This is a genomic window from Hamadaea flava (assembly GCF_024172085.1).
Classification (GTDB): domain Bacteria; phylum Actinomycetota; class Actinomycetes; order Mycobacteriales; family Micromonosporaceae; genus Hamadaea; species Hamadaea flava.
On the sequence record NZ_JAMZDZ010000001.1, the window covers coordinates 7,591,059 to 7,608,012 of the forward strand.

At 71.3% G+C, this 16,954-nt stretch carries 16 protein-coding genes and 1 pseudogene; 14 read left to right on the forward strand and 3 right to left on the reverse strand.

Features of this window, described 5'->3' with window-relative positions; all coding sequences use genetic code 11:
• The first annotated feature begins 4 nt into the window (after nt 1–4).
• From HDA40_RS35470 to HDA40_RS35520, 11 genes are all read left to right on the forward strand, one after another.
• Nucleotides 5–1,126 carry a quinone-dependent dihydroorotate dehydrogenase gene (locus tag HDA40_RS35470; RefSeq protein WP_253762232.1) on the forward strand — a complete coding sequence of 374 codons (1,122 nt, stop codon included), beginning with the start codon at nt 5–7 and terminating at the stop codon, nt 1,124–1,126.
• Nucleotides 1,116–2,411: an adenosylmethionine--8-amino-7-oxononanoate transaminase gene (locus HDA40_RS35475; RefSeq protein ID WP_253762234.1), complete on the forward strand. Its 1,296-nt coding sequence runs from the start codon at nt 1,116–1,118 to the stop codon at nt 2,409–2,411. The genes HDA40_RS35470 and HDA40_RS35475 overlap by 11 nt, the downstream gene beginning before the upstream one ends.
• A 35-nt stretch (nt 2,412–2,446) precedes the next feature.
• Nucleotides 2,447–3,280, forward strand: coding sequence for an orotidine-5'-phosphate decarboxylase (gene pyrF / locus HDA40_RS35480; RefSeq protein ID WP_253762236.1), 834 nt, complete (start codon nt 2,447–2,449; stop codon nt 3,278–3,280).
• Nucleotides 3,281–3,512: 232 nt separating this feature from the next.
• The gene (mihF, locus tag HDA40_RS35485; RefSeq protein WP_253762238.1) at nt 3,513–3,830 is read left to right on the forward strand and encodes an integration host factor, actinobacterial type; all 318 of its coding nucleotides are present in this window, start codon (nt 3,513–3,515) and stop codon (nt 3,828–3,830) included.
• Between the two features lie 283 nt (nt 3,831–4,113).
• Complete coding sequence (gmk, locus tag HDA40_RS35490; protein ID WP_253762239.1) at nt 4,114–4,710, forward strand: guanylate kinase; 597 nt, start codon at nt 4,114–4,116, stop codon at nt 4,708–4,710.
• Nucleotides 4,711–4,744: 34 nt separating this feature from the next.
• Nucleotides 4,745–5,014 (forward strand): DNA-directed RNA polymerase subunit omega, encoded by a 270-nt coding sequence (gene rpoZ / locus HDA40_RS35495; RefSeq protein ID WP_253763928.1) that lies wholly within the window; start codon nt 4,745–4,747, stop codon nt 5,012–5,014.
• A 37-nt stretch (nt 5,015–5,051) separates the two neighbouring features.
• On the forward strand, nt 5,052–6,254 hold the full coding sequence (coaBC, locus tag HDA40_RS35500; protein ID WP_253762241.1) for a bifunctional phosphopantothenoylcysteine decarboxylase/phosphopantothenate--cysteine ligase CoaBC: 1,203 nt from the start codon (nt 5,052–5,054) through the stop codon (nt 6,252–6,254).
• A 126-nt stretch (nt 6,255–6,380) separates the two neighbouring features.
• Entirely contained in the window at nt 6,381–7,571 is a 1,191-nt protein-coding gene (gene metK, locus HDA40_RS35505) for a methionine adenosyltransferase (RefSeq protein WP_253762244.1), read from the forward strand.
• 82 nt (nt 7,572–7,653) lie between these two features.
• On the forward strand, nt 7,654–9,582 hold the full coding sequence (locus tag HDA40_RS35510; RefSeq protein ID WP_253763929.1) for a primosomal protein N': 1,929 nt from the start codon (nt 7,654–7,656) through the stop codon (nt 9,580–9,582).
• Between the two features lie 117 nt (nt 9,583–9,699).
• Nucleotides 9,700–9,960 carry a hypothetical protein gene (locus HDA40_RS35515; protein ID WP_253762246.1) on the forward strand — a complete coding sequence of 87 codons (261 nt, stop codon included), beginning with the start codon at nt 9,700–9,702 and terminating at the stop codon, nt 9,958–9,960.
• On the forward strand, nt 9,947–10,768 hold the full coding sequence (locus HDA40_RS35520) for a M15 family metallopeptidase (RefSeq protein WP_253762247.1): 822 nt from the start codon (nt 9,947–9,949) through the stop codon (nt 10,766–10,768). The genes HDA40_RS35515 and HDA40_RS35520 overlap by 14 nt, the downstream gene beginning before the upstream one ends.
• Nucleotides 10,769–10,880: 112 nt before the next feature.
• Here the strand turns inward: HDA40_RS35520 and HDA40_RS35525 are convergent, their stop codons facing one another.
• The 3 genes from HDA40_RS35525 to def are packed head-to-tail and all read right to left on the reverse strand — an operon-like array spanning nt 10,881 to nt 13,817.
• A complete protein-coding gene (locus HDA40_RS35525; RefSeq protein ID WP_253762249.1) occupies nt 10,881–12,275 on the reverse strand; it encodes an RsmB/NOP family class I SAM-dependent RNA methyltransferase in 1,395 nt (464 codons plus the stop codon).
• A complete protein-coding gene (locus HDA40_RS35530) occupies nt 12,275–13,228 on the reverse strand; it encodes a methionyl-tRNA formyltransferase (RefSeq protein WP_253762250.1) in 954 nt (317 codons plus the stop codon). Before HDA40_RS35530 ends, HDA40_RS35525 begins: the two co-directional genes overlap by 1 nt.
• 16 nt (nt 13,229–13,244) lie before the next feature.
• Complete coding sequence (gene def / locus HDA40_RS35535) at nt 13,245–13,817, reverse strand: peptide deformylase (protein WP_253762252.1); 573 nt, start codon at nt 13,815–13,817, stop codon at nt 13,245–13,247.
• Nucleotides 13,818–13,929: 112 nt separating this feature from the next.
• On the opposite strand from def, the gene rpe reads away from it, so the two are divergent.
• The 3 genes and pseudogenes from rpe (at nt 13,930) to ribD (ending at nt 16,954) form a co-directional block, all read left to right on the forward strand.
• Nucleotides 13,930–14,583 (forward strand): ribulose-phosphate 3-epimerase, encoded by a 654-nt coding sequence (gene rpe / locus HDA40_RS35540; RefSeq protein ID WP_253762254.1) that lies wholly within the window; start codon nt 13,930–13,932, stop codon nt 14,581–14,583.
• A 177-nt stretch (nt 14,584–14,760) separates the two neighbouring features.
• Nucleotides 14,761–15,726 (forward strand): annotated as a pseudogene (locus tag HDA40_RS35545) (GGDEF domain-containing response regulator); the annotation flags it as partial.
• A 163-nt stretch (nt 15,727–15,889) separates the two neighbouring features.
• Entirely contained in the window at nt 15,890–16,954 is a 1,065-nt protein-coding gene (gene ribD, locus HDA40_RS35550) for a bifunctional diaminohydroxyphosphoribosylaminopyrimidine deaminase/5-amino-6-(5-phosphoribosylamino)uracil reductase RibD (RefSeq protein WP_253762255.1), read from the forward strand.

Here is a 16,954-nt window from a genome sequence, read left to right on the forward strand (position 1 = left end):
AGCTGTGAGCTTCTTCGAGTCCTTCGTACGCCCGGCGCTGTTCCGGATCGGCGGAGGTGACGCCGAGGCGGCCCACGAGGCGACCCTGCACCGGCTGGCCGGGATGTCCGGGCGGCACCGGGTCCTGGAGTCGCTGCGCCGCCGGTACGCGGTGGCCGCGCCGACCCGGGTGTTCGGGGTGGACTTCCCGAATCCGGTCGGCCTGGCCGCCGGGATGGACAAGAACGGGATCGCCCTGCCCGCGTGGCCGGCGCTGGGCTTCGGCTTCGTCGAGGTCGGCACGGTCACGGCGAAGGCGCAGCCGGGCAACGACAAGCCCCGGTTGTTCCGGGCGCCGGCCAGCGAGGCCGTCGTCAACCGGATGGGGTTCAACAACGAGGGCGCCATGGCGCTGGCCGGACGGCTCACGGCGTTGCTCGGCGAGCCGGCCCGGCGGCCGAACGTGCCCGACACCCCGGCGACCCTGATCCGCACCCGTACGCCGGGCGACCTGCCCGCGCTGGCCGGCCCGCTGGGGCTGCGCGCCCCGTTGGGCATCAGCCTGGGCAAGTCGAAGGTCACGCCGCTGGAGGAGGCGGTCGACGACTACGTCTACAGCCTCCAGCTGCTGCGCCCGTACGCCGACTACGTGGCGGTCAACGTCTCGTCTCCGAACACTCCGGGCCTGCGCGAGCTGCAGGACCGCGGCCACCTGAACGAGCTGCTGGCCGCCCTGGTCAAGGAGGCGAAGGGCACGCCGGTGCTGGTGAAGATCGCGCCGGACCTGACCGACAGCGCGATCGGCGAGGTCTTGCAGGTCTGCGCCGACCGGGGAGTCGCCGGGCTGATCGCCACCAACACGACGCTGGGCCGCGACGGGCTCGCCTCGGCCGACGCCCAGCTCGCGGGGGAGGCCGGTGGCCTGTCCGGCAAGCCGCTGACCGAGCGCGCTCGCAAGGTCGTCTCGTTCGTGCACGCCGAGACCGGCGGCAAGCTGCCCGTCATCGGGGTCGGCGGGGTCATGTCGGCCGACGACGCGACCCGGCTCTTCGACGCCGGCGCCAGCCTTGTCCAGCTCTACACCGGGTTCATCTTCCACGGCCCGGCGTTGGTCCGAGCGGTCGCTGTGGCGGCCCATGGACGCTGACGAGCTGCTCCGGCTCGACCGGGAACATGTCTGGCACCCGTACGGGCCGATGCCCGGGCGGATGGAGCCGCTGGTGGTGCGGTCGGCGTCGGGCGTACGCCTGACTTTGGACGACGGCCGGGAACTGGTCGACGGGATGTCGAGCTGGTGGTCGGCGATCCACGGCTACCGGCATCCGGTGCTCGACGCCGCCCTGGCCGAGCAGGCGGGCCGGATGAGCCACGTGATGTTCGGCGGGCTCACCCACGAGCCCGCCGTCCGCCTGGCGCAGACCCTCGTCGAGATCACCCCGGCCGGGCTGGAGCATGTGTTCCTGGCCGATTCCGGCTCGGTCAGCGTCGAGGTCGGCATCAAGATGGCGGTGCAGTACTGGCGGTCGCTGGGCCGCCCGGCCAAACGCCGCCTGCTGACCTGGCGCGGCGGCTACCACGGCGACACGTTCCACCCGATGAGCGTGTGCGATCCCGAGGGCGGCATGCACAGCCTCTGGGGCGACGTGCTGCCCCGGCAGATCTTCGCCGACCTGCCCCCGGCCACCTTCGAGCAGGCGTACGCCGACGAGCTGCGAGCTGCGCTCAAGGCGGAGGCGGACGAGATCGCCGCGATCATCGTCGAGCCGTTGGTCCAGGGGGCGGGTGGCATGCGGTGGCACCATCCGGCGTACCTACGGGTGCTGCGGGAGCTGGCCGACGAGTTCGGTGTGCTGCTCATCTTCGACGAGATCGCGACCGGCTTCGGGCGTACCGGCCGGATGTTCGCGGCCGACCACGCCGGCGTGACCCCCGACATCATGTGCGTGGGCAAGGCACTGACCGGCGGATACCTGACGCTGGCCGCGGCGCTGTGCACATCGGAGGTCGCCGGGGGGATCTCGCGTGGCGAGGTGCCGGTGCTCGCGCACGGGCCGACCTTCATGGGCAACCCGCTGGCCTGCGCCGTGGCGAACGCGTCTCTCGGCCTGCTGCTGTCGTCCGACTGGGAGACGGAGGTACGCCGCGTTTCCGCAGGTCTGAGTGCTGGTCTCGACGCGGCGCGGCACCTGCCCGGCGTACGCGACGTGCGGGTGCTCGGGGCCATCGGGGTGATCCAGCTGGATCACGAGGTTGCCATGGCGCCCGCGACCGCCGAGGCGGTCGCGCACGGCGTGTGGCTGCGCCCCTTTCGGGATCTGATCTACGCCATGCCGCCCTATGTGACCTCCGACGCCGATCTCGTGCTGGTCACCGGCGCGATGCGGGCCGCCGCCGGGGCCTCGTACTCAGCCTTCTCACAGCATTCGTCCTGATTTCGCCGTTATTTCGTCGTGAACGGAGCACCGTCATGGAACCCTTCGGCAGTCGCCTGCACCAAGCCCTGGCCAAGCGCGGACCGCTGTGCGTGGGCATCGATCCCCATGCTTCGCTGCTGGCCGCATGGGGTTTGAGTGATGACGTGGATGGTGTCGAGCGGTTCAGCCGAACGGTGGTAGAGGCACTGGCCGAACGGGTAGCTGTCTTTAAACCTCAGGCCGCATTCTTCGAGCGATTCGGTTCGCGTGGCATGGCCATTCTTGAGTCAACTATCCGACAGTTGCGGGATGCCGGAGCACTTGTCTTGCTGGACGCGAAACGCGGTGATATCGGCTCGACGATGGCCGCGTACGCCGACGCGTACCTGAATCCATCTAGCCCAATCTATGTAGACGCGATCACCGTGAGCCCGTTCCTCGGCTTCGGATCGCTCCGTCCGGCGTTCGACTCGGCCGCCTTGCACGGTGGTGGGGTATTCGTCCTGGCCCTTACATCGAACCCTGAAGGATCGCAGGTCCAGCATGCCCGGACGGCCGATGGGCGGACGGTCGCCCAACTGATACTAGATGAGATTTCCCAGCTCAACACGGGTGCGAAGCCGCTGGGCAGCATCGGTGCGGTGGTCGGGGCGACCGTCGGGCGGACCGGCGAGGATCTGTCCCGGACCAATGGGCCGTTCCTCGTTCCGGGGCTCGGCGCGCAGGGTGGCGACCCCGCCGGACTGCGCGAGATCTTCGGCGACTCCATCGACGCCGTCCTTCCCTCGTACTCGCGTGAGGTGCTCGCGGGCGGGCCGACGGTTCGCGGCCTGATCGAGGCTACTGAGCGGTCGCTCGATGCGTGCCGCCGCGCCCTGGGCGGGTGACCGGTGACGCCACTCACGGCGTAACCATTTTGTGATCATGCGTGGTGACGTTGCCGAAAGCGGCTCTGACCGCTAGTTTTCCCCGCGACTGGAAACCACAGGCGTCACCGTAGGTGACACGTGACCCAGGCACAGGCAAAACGTCGTCCGTCCCACCCGGGGCGGACGTGTAGACCAACGAACGAGCGGTGGGTCGACCCCTCGACCGCCGCGTGGGACCTGAGGAGAACTGGTGCCGCTCCCCACACTGAGCCCCGAGCAGCGCGCTGCCGCGCTCGAGAAGGCCGCTGAGATTCGCAAGGCCCGGGCCGAGCTGAAGGAACAGCTCAAGAAGGGTCAGACCACGCTGGACGCGGTGCTGAGCCGTGCCGAGGCCGACGACGTCGTCGGCAAGCTGAAGGTGTCGGCGGTGCTGCAGTCGCTGCCCGGCATCGGCAAGATCCGCGCCACGCAGATCATGGAGAAGCTGAAGATCGCCGACTCGCGCCGTCTGCGCGGACTCGGTGAGCAGCAGCGCAAGGCTCTGCTCGCCGAGTTCTCCGGCAACTGAGCTGACGTGACACACAAGGCCGCCGCCCGTTTCGGGCGGCGGCCTTGTGTGTACCCGGACTCGGCGTCGCGCCCGCCCTTCCGGGGTGGGCGTCGCGCCCGCCCTTCCGGGGTGGATCAGGGATCTGAGTCGAATCTTGGTCCAAGATTCGACCCGGAACCGTGATCTGGCGCTTTCGGCGATGTGATCTGTGACGTGATCTGTGCCGGGGTAACGCGACAAGATCAGCTGCGTTGGGTAGAAAGGGACCCAACGAGCGCTGCCCATCTGGCGAGGAGAAGAAGTGACCGACGTATCCCGACCGCCGGCCCGCCTCACCGTGCTGTCCGGCCCGTCCGGGGTCGGCAAGGACAGCGTGATCGAGTGGATCAAACCGCGCGCGCCCTGGGTGTGGTTCTCCGTCTCGGCGACCACGCGGAAGATGCGAGACGGCGAGGTCGACGGCATCCACTACCACTTCGTGAACCGGGCCCAGTTCCGCCACCTGGAGGCCTCCGGGCAGCTGCTGGAATGGGCCGAGTTCGCGGGCAACCTCTACGGCACGCCCCGCGCGGGCGTCGAAGCCCGGCTCGACCAGGGCATCCCGGTCCTGCTGAAGATCGACATCCAGGGCGCTCGCCAGGTCCGGGCGGTCATGCCCGAGGCTCAACTCGTCTTCCTCGCCCCGCCGAGCGTCGAGGAGTTGCACCGGCGGCTGCGCGGCCGGGGGACCGAGGACGAGGAGACCATCCGGCGCCGGCTGCTGCACGCCGACGAGGAGCTGGCCTCGCAGAAGGAGTTCGATGTCACCGTCGTCAACGACTCGGTCGAACGCGCTGCTGACGAGTTGCTAGGATTACTCGGTTCACGACAGCTCGCGCCGATCCGGGCGCACGGCTGACAAAACAGACACAAGTTTTTCTAGGGACGTGAAAGTGGCCGCAACCGTCGCCAACCCAGAGGGCATCACCAACCCGCCCATCGACGAGCTGCTGGAGAAGACCTCCTCGAAGTACGCGCTGGTCATCTTCGCGGCGAAGCGCGCGCGCCAGATCAACGCCTACTACTCGCAGCTCGGCGAGGGCCTGCTGGAGTACGTCGGCCCGCTGGTGGAGACCACTCCGCAGGAGAAGGCGCTCTCGATCTCGATGCGCGAGATCAACGCCGGCCTGCTCGTCGCCGAGCCGACCGGCGAAACCGCCTGATCAGGCGCTGAAACTCGGCAGAGAACAGAATCCGACGGTGAGCAGGGTCGTCCTCGGCGTCAGCGGCGGCATCGCCGCGTACAAGGCGTGCGAGTTGCTGCGCCTGCTCACCGAATCGGGTCACCAGGTCCGCGTCGTGCCGACGGAGGCCGCCCTGCGGTTCGTCGGCGCGCCCACCTGGGAGGCCCTGTCCGGTCAGCCGGTCGCGACCGGAGTCTTCACCGACGTCCCCGAGGTGCCGCACGTCCGCCTCGGGCAGACCGCGGATCTGGTGGTCGTCGCGCCCGCGACGGCCGATCTGCTGGCCAAGGCGGCCCACGGGCTGGCCGACGACCTGCTCACCTCGACCCTGCTCACCGCTCGCTGCCCGGTCGTCTTCGCGCCGGCCATGCATACGGAGATGTGGGAGCACCCGGCCACCGCCGACAACGTGGCGACGCTGCGCCGCCGGGGCGCGATCGTGATCGAGCCCGCCGTCGGCCGCCTCACCGGCGCCGACTCCGGCAAGGGCCGCCTGCCCGACCCCGCCGAGATCTTCGCGATCGCGCGGCGGGTGCTCGCCGGGCGTACCGCCGCCGACTTGGCCGGACGGCACGTCGTGGTCACCGCCGGCGGCACCCGGGAACCGCTCGACCCGGTCCGCTTCCTCGGCAACCGGTCGTCCGGCAAGCAGGGGTACGCGTTCGCGACGGCCGCGGTCGCCCGCGGTGCGAAGGTCACCTTGATCGCGGCCAACGTGGCCCTGCCCAACCCGGCCGGGGTCGAGCTGGTCCGGGTCGGCAGCACGGCCGACCTGCGGGATGCCGTCCTCGCGGCGGCTGACGTCGCCGACGCGATGGTGTTCGCCGCCGCGCCCGCCGACTTCCGCCCCGCGCAGTACGCCGAGCAGAAGATCAAGAAGACGGCCGACGGGTCGGCGCCCAGCCTCGAACTGGTCACCAACCCCGACATCGCCGCCGAGGCGGGCGCGCTGAAACGGCCCGGCCAGGTGCTCGTCGCGTTCGCCGCGGAGACGCACGACGCGCTCGACAACGGCGCGGCCAAGCTCGTCAAGAAGCGGGCCGACCTGATCGTGGTGAACGAGGTCGGCGCCGACAAGGTCTTCGGGGCCGACGACAACGACGTCGTGGTGCTGGGGGCGGACGGATCCACGACAGCGCTCGGCCGGCGACCCAAAGAGGATGTCGCCGACGCCGTCTGGGACCTCGTCCTGGACCGCTGGTCGGCGAAGACCGACTGAAGAGTCCGAATTGTGAACACACGGCCGGTCGCCGGATCGGCGTACGCGCAGGTTGACTAGACTGCCGCGATAACTAGCAATCGTTGAGCGTCTTGCCGTTGGCAAGCGGACCGTTGAGGGAGCACTGTGGCACGCCGTCTCTTCACCTCCGAATCGGTCACGGAGGGTCACCCCGACAAGATCGCCGACCAGATCAGCGATGGCATCCTCGACGCGCTGCTGACGCAGGACCCGCACAGCCGGGTCGCCGTGGAAACCCTGATCACGACCGGCCAGGTGCACGTCGCGGGTGAGGTCACCACGAAGGCGTACGCCGACATCCCGACGATCGTCCGCGAGACGATCCTCGGCATCGGCTACGACTCCTCGAAGAAGGGCTTCGACGGCGCGTCCTGCGGCGTCAGCGTCTCGATCGGGTCGCAGTCGCCCGACATCGCCCAGGGCGTCGACTCCGCCCTGGAGCAGCGCGAGGGCGGCCACGACCTGCTGGACTCCCAGGGCGCCGGCGACCAGGGCATGATGTTCGGCTTCGCCTGCTCGGAGACGCCCGAGCTGATGCCGCTGCCGATCGCGCTCGCGCACCGGCTGGCCCGCCGGCTCGCCGCGGTCCGCAAGGACGGGGTGATCCCGTACCTGCGCCCAGACGGCAAGACCCAGGTCACCATCGAGTACAACGGCCTCAAGCCGGTCAAGCTGCACACCGTCGTGGTGTCCTCGCAGCACGCCCCGGACATCTCGCTCGAGTCGCTGCTCGCCCCGGACGTCCGCGAGCACGTCATCGCGCCGGAGCTGGAGAGCCTCGGCCTCGACACCGAGGGCTACCGGCTGCTGGTGAACCCGACCGGCCGCTTCGAGATCGGCGGCCCGATGGGCGACGCCGGCCTGACCGGCCGGAAGATCATCGTCGACACCTACGGCGGCTACGCCCGCCACGGCGGCGGCGCGTTCTCCGGCAAGGACCCGTCCAAGGTGGACCGTTCGGCGGCGTACGCGATGCGCTGGGTCGCCAAGAACGTCGTCGCGGCCGGGCTGGCCGAGCGGTGCGAGGTGCAGGTGGCGTACGCCATCGGCAAGGCGCACCCGGTGAGCCTGTTCGTCGAGACGTTCGGCACCGAGGTCGTCCCGGTGGACCGGATCGAGAAGGCCATCAACGAGGTCTTCGACCTGCGTCCGGCCGCGATCATCCGGGACCTGGAGCTGCTGCGCCCGATCTACCAGCAGACCGCGGCGTACGGCCACTTCGGCCGCGAGCTGCCCGAGCTGGCCTGGGAGCGGACCGACCGGGTCGCCGACCTGAAGTCCGCGGCGGGGGCGTGACCCACCTTCGTCGTAGTCACCTGATACACCAGGTGACGTGACGAGCAAGACCAAGCGCAGCGACCGGCAGCCCGCATCGGGGTTGCCGGTCGCTCGCGTCTGCGTCGACGTGCCGCTGCCGCACCTCGACCGGCCGTTCGACTACCTGGTCCCAGCGGATCTCGACACGGCGGCCCAGCCGGGCACCCGGGTGCGGGTCCGGTTCTCCGGCCAACTCGTCGACGGCTGGCTGCTCGACCGGGTCGAGCACACCGAGCTGGACCGGAAGCTGGCGTTCCTGGAGAAGGTCGTGTCGCCGGAGCCGGTGCTGCGCCCGGAGATCATCCGGCTCGCCCGCGACATCGCCGACCGATACGCCGGCAGCCTGATCGACGTCCTGCGGCTGGCCGTGCCGCCCCGGCACGCGGCGGCCGAGAAGGCGGCCCCGAACACCCCGAAGCCACCCGGCCGGCGAGAAGAACGCCCCGGCTGGGGGCACTATGCCGCCGGGCAGGCCTTCCTGCGGGCGCTGGCCGACGGCAAGTCCCCACGGGCGGTCTGGTCGGCCCTGCCGGGGGAGCGCTGGCCGGACCGGGTCGCGGCCGCCGTCGCCGACACGCTGGCGAGCGGCCGGGGCGCCGTCGTCATCGTGGCCGACTATCGGGACCTGGACCGCCTCGACGCCGCCCTGACAGCCGCGCTGGGCGGCGACGACCAGCATGTCGCCCTCTCGGCAGCACTGGGCCCGGCCGAGCGCTACAAGCGCTTCCTACGCGTCAGCCGGGGCGAGGTGCAGGTGGTCATCGGGACGCGAGGCGCGTCCTTCGCCCCCGTACGCGACCTCGGCCTGGTGGTCATCTGGGACGACGGTGACGACCTGCACGCCGAACCACGGTCGCCCTACCCGCACGCGCGACAGGTGCTGCTGAGCCGGGCGCAGCTGACCGGCTGCGCCGCCCTCGTCGGCGGGTACGCCCGGACGGCCGAGGGCCAGCTGCTGGTGGAGACCGGGTGGGCCAAGGAGATCACGCCGTCCCGGGAGACGTTGCGGGTGCTCTCGCCGCGCATCGTCACCGCCGACGACCGCCAACTGGCCCGCGACCCGGGCGCCGTCGCGGCCCGCCTGCCGAGCGTGGCGTGGGACGCCGCCCGTGAAGCGATGCGAGCCGACGCCCCCGTGCTGATCCAGGTGCCCCGCCGGGGTTACGTGCCCTCCGTGGCCTGCCAGGAGTGCCGCGAACGGGCCCGCTGCTCCCGCTGCTCGGGCCCGCTGGCGCTGCCGGGCAACGCCGGTCCGCCGGCCTGTCGCTGGTGCGCCCGCCCGGCCGCCGACTACACCTGTCCGCGCTGCGGTGGCCGCCGCCTGCGTGCCTCGGTGACCGGCGTCCGGCGTACGGCGGAGGAGCTGGGCCGGGCGTTCCCGGGGGTGCCGGTGCGTACGTCCGGCGGCGAATCGGTCTTGGCGACCGTCCCGGCGGAGGCGTCGCTGGTCCTCGCCACGCCCGGCGCGGAACCCATCGTGGACGGACCCGGCTACGGCGCGGTGCTGCTGCTCGACACCTGGGCGATGCTGACCCGGGCCGACCTGCGCGCCGCCGAGGAGGCGCTGCGACGCTGGATGGCGGCCGCCGCGCTCGCCGTCCCCGCCGGCAAGGGCGGCAAGGTGGTCGTGGTCGCCGACGGTTCGATGATCCCGGTGCAGGCGCTGCTGCGCTGGGACGCCGCCTGGCTGGCCGAACGGGAGCTGGCCGACCGGCGGGCGCTCGGCTTCCCGCCCGCCGCGCGGATGGCGTCGCTCACCGGTCCACCGGCTGCGGTCGCCGAGCTGACCGAGTCGGCCGACCTGCCGCCGGGAACCGAGCAACTCGGCCCGCTGGAGATCGGCGAGGGCTCAGAACGGTTGCTGCTTCGGGTCCGGCGGTCGGAGGCGGCGGCGTTGGCGCATGCGCTTCACGCGGCCGCCGGGACGCGCAGCGCCCGCAAGTCGGCCGACGCCGTCCGGGTTCAGCTCGATCCGCTGGAACTGCTCTAGGCCCAGCCGCCTGTCCCGTCGCCCGTTCGGGGTCGGCTGCACGACACCGTCTCGGTCACCCTCGCCGCACGCTGTGCGGTACGCCGGTGACGAGGCGGTGGGCGAGAGGAGCCGGCCATGGCCGAAGGCGTCCCAGTCTGGGAGACGAGCTGGAGCGTACGCGAATTCGAGCCGGACGAGGTCGTCGAGGAGGTCTCCTGCCAGCCGGTCGACGAGCGCAACGACGGCCTGAACTGGCAGGGCAACCGGATCCCGACCGCTGAGGACTTCGAGGAGGCCGCCATCGGGCGCAATGTGCCCGGCGACGGCGGACCCGACGACGTCGACGAGGACCCCGAGGCTCCGGCGGGGGAGGCGGAGACCGATGCCCCCGCGTGAGGCGTACATGAAACGGCCGCACGGGGTGAGCCTCGACCGGGCTCAGCAGAACGGTTGGGGCACCGGCTGGCCGAACTGCCAGAAGAGCAAGATCGTCGAGCTGTCGGCCGGCGGAGTGAAGGTCAACGTACGCCGGGAGCTGGCCGAGCTGGTGGGGCTGCTGCTCAACGCGACGGTCGCCCTGCACCGGTACCGCCTCAAGGCGCATGCGACCGGTGGCTACAACTGCCGCAGCATTCGGAACAAGAACAAACCCAGCAACCACTCGTGGGGGCTGGCAGTCGATCTGAACTGGAACGACAACCCGTTCCAGAAGCCGTTCAAATCCGACCTGCCGATCGACGTCATTCCACTGTGGTGGAACTGCGGCTTCTACTGGGGCGGCTGGTACTCGACCAAGCCCGACCCGATGCACTTCGAGTACGTCTTCACCCCGGCCGACGTCCCGCGCCACGTGCGCAAGGCAAAGGAGCTGACCATGCCGTTCCGCGACGACGGCGACGCCCGCGCGCTGATCTTCCGGGTCGAGGGCCTGCTCGCCATGCGGGAGACCATCGACAACCACGTCAACAACCCGCACGAGCCGAACAAGCTGACCGCCGTGGTCAACGCGATCGCCTTGGATGCCAAGGGCGCCCGAGCCTCGGCCGGTGACGCCGCCGCGGCCGCCCGGCTCGCGGCGGAATCCGCCCGGGCCGCGCAGACCGCCGCCGAAGCGGCCCAAGCCGCGGTGCTCGACCCGGCCGCGCTGGAGGCGCTCCTCGAACGCGTCGTGCGCCGGGTGCTGGCCGAGCCCCCGCCCGCCTGACCCGCCCGCCTCCGCAGGTCGGCGTTTCTCAGCAGATCGCGGTTATGCATGCCTCCGACGGCCTCGGAAGCATGCATAACCGTGATCTGCACCAAAGGCGGTGCGGGTCGGGTCAGGCGGTGCGGCGGAGGACGGCCAGGAACATGGCGTCGGTGCCGTGCCGGTGCGGCCACAGCTGCACGGTCGGCCCGCCGCCGAGGCCGGGCATCGGCGGAAGCAGCGGCCGGGCGTCCACGAAGTCCATCGTGGACGGCGAACGGCGGGCCGCCTCGACGACGCTGACCTGCGTCTCCACTACGTGCGGCGAGCACGTCACGTACGCGACCAAGCCGCCGGGCCGGACCGCCTGGAAGGCCGCCCCCAGCAGTTCCCGTTGCAGCCGGGTCAGCGGCGGCAGGTCCGACGGCTGGCGGCGCCAGCGGGACTCGGGCCGCCGCCGCAGCGAGCCGAGCCCGGTGCAGGGCGCGTCGACCAGGACGCGGTCGAAGCCGTCGGCCGGTAGCGCGGGATCGCGTCCGACCGCCCGGCCGTCGGTGCAGACCACGTCGGCGGGCAGTCCGCGGACGGCCAGCTCGACCAGGCGAGCCCGATGCGGCTGCACCTCGACCGCGGTCAGCCGCGCGCCTCGTTCGGCCGCCAGCGCGGCCAGCAGCCCGGCCTTGCCGCCCGGTCCGGCGCACAGGTCGAGCCAGCGCTCGTCCGAACCTTCCAGTTCCGCGTTGACCAGCGCCGCCGCGACGAGCTGCGAACCCTCGTCCTGAACGTGCGCCCGGCCGTCGCGGATCGCGGCGAGGTCGCCGGGCGCGCCGCCGGACAGGTAGACCGCGTACGGGGAGAACGCTCCGGGCGCGCCGCCGACCTCGTCGGCGAGGTCCACCGCGTCGGCCCGGCCCGGCCGCGCGCACAGGTGCACCGGTGGACGTTCGTTGTCCTCGGCGAGCAGTTGCGCGGTGTCGGCCAGATCGCCGCCGAGCGCCTCGGAGAACGCCCGCACGATCCACTCCGGATGGCTCCAGGCCGCGGCCAGGTGCGCGATCGGGTCGTCGCCCGCCGGTGGCGCGACCACCCCGACCCACTCGTCGAAGGTCCGCTCGCTCACCCGGCGCAGCACCGCGTTCGCGAAGCCGATCGCCCCCGGTGCCACCTCCCGCACCAGCTCCACCGTCTCGCCGACGGCCGCGTGCGGGGGCACTCTGGTCTGCAGGATCTGGTACGCGCCCAGCCGCAGAGCGTCCCGGGCGGGCGGATCGATGCGGTCGATGTCGCGTCCGGCGGCCTCGGCGAGGATGAGGTCGATGGTGCCCTGACCACGCAGCGTCCCGTAGGTGATCTCGGTGGCGAAGGCGGCGTCCCGGCCGAACAGCTCCCGGTCGCGCAGGATCTGCGGCAGGACGATGTTCGCGTACGCTCCGTCGCGGTGCACGGCCAGCAGCGCCTCGTACGCGGCCGCGCGGGCGGGGTCGATGGTGCTGCGCCGGCCGCCGCGCCGGGCGGGTGCGGCCCGCATCAGCCGAGCCGTTCTTGCGTGCTGAGGTGCAGACCCCGGGCCCAGTCGGCGGCCCGCATGGCCTTCTTGCCGGCCGCGCGTACCTCCCCGAGGACGACGGGATCGGTCGCGGTGCCGACCAGCACCCGGTTCTTCTCGACCAGCAGGTCACCGGGCTCCAGGCGGGGACCGCCGGGCAACGGGGTGACCGCGCCGAGTTTGAGCCGCTCGTCGCGCTGAGTCTCCGGTGCCCCGTTCCGGAGCAGCCGCGTCCACGCGCCCGGATTCGGGGTCGCCGCCCGGATACGGCGGTCGACGGCGAACGCCGGTTCGATCCAGTGCACCTGCGCGTCCTCCACGGTGATCTTCGGGGCCAGGGTGATGCCGTCCATCGGCTGCGGAACCGGCGTGACCGCGCCCGCCTCGATCGCGTCCAGCACGCTGACGAGCAGGCCCGCACCGTCGACGGCGAGCCGGCCGAGCAGGTCGCCCGCGGTGTCGGCCGGGCGGATCTTCTCCGCCATCGTGCCGAAGACCGGGCCGGTGTCCAGGCCGGCCTCCAGCTGGAAGACCGACGCGCCGGTGATCTCGTCGCCGTGCCAGATCGCGTGCTGCACCGGTGCCGCGCCGCGCCAGGCGGGCAGCAGCGAGAAGTGCAGGTTCACCCAGCCGAGCCGGGGGATCTCCAGGGCGGCGGGCGGCACCAGCGCACCGTACGCCACGACCGGCACACAGTCCGGCGCGATGTTGGCCAGCCGGGCGAGGAACTCGGGATCCCTGGGCCGCTCCGGGGTCAACACCTCGACCCCGTGCTCGTCGGCCCAGGCGCCAGCGGGGGAGCGCACGACGTGCCGGCCACGGCCGGCCGGCGCGTCAGGGCGGGTCACGACGGCCACCAGTTCGTGGTCCGAGGCGGCCAGGGCGTCCAGGGACGGGAGAGCGACCTCCGGCGTACCGGCGAAGACGAGACGCATCAGTTCAGTCCACCCTTCAACGCCCGAGCCCGAACGGGCTGGGACCGGCTTGGGGGTGGACGGCGTGCGGGCTGACCTTGATCCGGGTGTTCGCCGGGTCGTACCAGTCGGCCCGGCGGATCTCCTTCAGCGCCTTCTTGCGCTCGTCGGTCTCCAGCCGGTCGATGAAGATCACCCCGTCGAGGTGGTCGGTCTCGTGCTGGGCGCAGCGGGCCATCATCCCGGTTCCGACGATCTGCAGGGGATCGCCGAACTCGTTGAAGCCCCGGGCCACCACGTTCTGCCGGCGCTTGGTGTCGAAGTAGAGGCCGGGCAGCGACAGGCAGCCCTCCTGGCCGTCCTGCTCCTCGTCGTCCGGGAACTCCAGCACCGGGTTGATCAGGTGCCCGACGACGTCGTCCACGTCGAAGGTGAACACGCGCAGCCCGACGCCGATCTGCGGCGCCGCGAGTCCAGCCCCGCCGTGTTTGCGCATCGTCTCCACCAGGTCGCCGACGAGCCGCCGCAGCTCCTTGTCGAAGTCGACCACGGGGTCTGCCGGCGTACGCAGAACCGGGTCGCCGAAGTAGCGGATGGGCTGGACAGTCACGTCGGACGGCTCCTTCGCAGAAACGCGGGTAAAGAACGTGGGTACAAGTGCCCCCAGTCTACGGACTCCGGTACGCCGAGGGCGGAGCGACGAGATGACCTAGGCTGAGCGCGTGACGCCGATCATCGCGCCCAGCCTGCTCGCAGCCGACTTCGCCCGGCTCGCCGAGGCCGCCCAGGCCGTCCACGCCGACGCCGACTGGCTCCATGTCGACGTCATGGACTACCACTTCGTCCCGAACCTGACGATCGGGCTGCCGGTCGTTCAGAGCCTGCGGGCGGCCACCGATCACCCGCTGGACTGCCACCTCATGATCGAGGCGCCGGAGCGGTGGGCCGTCGGGTACGCCGAGGCCGGCGCGTACAACGTGAGCTTCCACGTGGAGGCCGCCGCCGACCCGATCGCGCTGGCCAAGAACCTGCGGGCGGCCGGGGCCAAGGCGGGCCTCGCGGTCGACCGGGACACCCCGATCGAGCCCTATCTGGAGCTGCTCCCGCACTTCGACACCCTGCTGATCATGACGATCAAGGCCGGGTTCGGCGGCCAGAAGTTCATGCCGGAGATGCTCGACAAGGTACGCACGGCGCGGCGGCACGCCGACGCCGAAGGTCTGCAGATCCGGGTCGAGGTCGACGGCGGCATCGCCGCGGACACCATCGAGCAGGCGGCCGAGGCCGGCGCGGACGCGTTCGTCGCCGGGACGGCTGTGTTCGGCGCTGTCGACCCGGCTGACGCCTGCCGTCGCCTGCGCGCCCTGGTCGGCTAGCCGACCTCGCAGCAATAGTCACTCGCCGCAATAGTCAGCTGAGTCGCCTGGCCTGATCCGCCGGTCGGGTACAACCAGATGTTCCCAAGATTCGAAGCGGATCACTGATCCGTCCGGGCACGGTCCGCGTAGACTTCGACAACGCCAGTTGGTGCGCGCGAGATAGCATGCACCACAATGGACAGTGGGGTCGGCTTGGGTTTCCCGGGACACGGCGGCGACGCCGAGGTCATCCTGGTCGTCGACGACGACCGTGACATCGTGCGCTTCGTCGAGGTGAACCTGCGCCTGCACGGTTTCGAGGTGATGACCGCCCACGACGGGGAACAGGCCCTCTCGGTGATCGAGCAGCGGCGCCCCGATCTCGTGATCGTGGACCTGATGATGCCCACTTTGGACGGCATCGGGCTGACCCGGCGGCTGCGCGCCGACCCGCTCATGGCGGCGTTGCCCATCATCATGCTGACGGCCCGCGCGATGACCGCCGACAAGGTGCTCGGGCTGTCCGCCGGGGCCGACGACTACCTGGTCAAGCCGTTCGACACGCTGGAACTGGTGGCCCGCGTCCGCTCGACGCTGCGGCGCAACCAGGAATATCGCGAGGTGTCGCCGCTGACCGGGCTGCCCGGCAACACCCGCATCCTGCGGGAGATCTCCGATCGGGTGCAGAGCGGCTGCGACTACGCGGTCTGCTACATCGACGTCGACCGGTTCAAGACGGTCAACGACGCGTACGGGTTCGGCCGGGGGGACGAGTTCATCACCGCGCTGGCCCGTTCGCTGCACCGGGCGGTCGCCGAGGCCGGCCTGCCGCCGGTGTTCCTCGGCCACGTCGGCGGCGACGACTTCGTCCTCGTGCTCACCCCCGACCAGGTACGCCCGGTGACCACCCGATCGGTCGAGCTGTTCGAATCGGCCGCCGACGACCTCTACGACCCCGACGCGGCGGCGCGCGGCTATCTGGAGCTGACCGACCGCCGGGGCAACGTGCAGCGGGCCAACCTGGTCACCCTCTCGATCGGGGTCGCCTTGTCGACCGCCCGGCAGTTCGACGATCCCCGTGAGGTGATCGCGGCGGCGTCGGAGATGAAGTCGGTGGCCAAGAGCCAGCCGGGCTCGTTCGTGGCGATCGACCGCCGCCGGATGGACGACGAACCCGACAGCGGCGGCTTCGGCGACTACAGCACCCCGCCGCACGGCATCCCGCTGCCGCGTACGCCCTCCGAGCACGGTGCTGAGCTGTGATCAAGGTATCCCGGGCAGCCCGGGGCTGACCCCGGTCACCGCCCTGCGGGAAGATGTGGCCATGACGGAGGCCACACCCGCCGAGCATGCCGCGATGGCCCGTGCGATCGAACTCGCCGCCCGCGGACTCGGCACGACCAGCCCCAACCCCGTGGTGGGCTGCGTGATCCTGGACAGCTCGGGGGAGGTCGCCGGCGAGGGCTTCCACGCGTACGCGGGCGGCCCGCACGCCGAGATCGTGGCGCTCGCCCAGGCCGGGGAGAAGGCCAAGGGCGGCACGGCGGTGGTGACCCTGGAGCCGTGCAATCACACCGGCCGGACCGGCCCGTGCAGTCAGGCCCTGATCCGGGCGGGGATCGGCCGCGTGGTGATCGCCGTGCTCGACCCGACCGACGCCGCCAAGGGTGGCGCGGAGACCCTCCGGGAATCCGGTGTGCAGGTCGTCTCCGGCGTACGCGAGGCCGAGGCGACCCGGGGCAACGTCATGTGGCTGTCCTCCGTACGCCGAAAGCGCCCATACGTGATCTGGAAGTTCGCCTCCACGGTGGACGGCCGGTCGGCGGCCGAGGACGGCACGAGCATGTGGATCACGTCCGAGGCGTCCCGGATGGACGTGCATGCGCTGCGGGGCACGGTGGACGCGATCATCGTCGGCGTCGGCACCGTCATCGCCGACGACTCCCGGTTGACCGCGCGCAATCTCCGGGACGGCAGTCTGGCCATCCGGCAACCACTTCGCGTCGTCGTGGACTCCGTCGGGCGTACCCCTGAGAACGCGAAGGTCAGGGACGGCGCGGCCGCGACCTGGATCGCGACCGCGGCCGAGGTCGGCGCGGACGCCGAGGGGCGCGTGGATCTGGTGGCCCTGATGAGCCGGATGTACGAGCGGGGCGTGCGCAGCGCCCTGCTGGAGGGCGGTCCCACACTGGCCGGCGCGTTCCTCGCGGCCGGGCTGGTCGACAAGATCGTCGGGTATGTGGCGCCGAAGCTGCTCGGCGGCGGCCCGGCGGCGCTCATGGGCGCCGGTGTGAAGACCATCACCGAGGCGATCGAACTCGATGTCACCGACGTTGACCGGGTTGGACCGGATCTCCGGATCACCGCCGTGCCGAAGAGGGAGAATTAG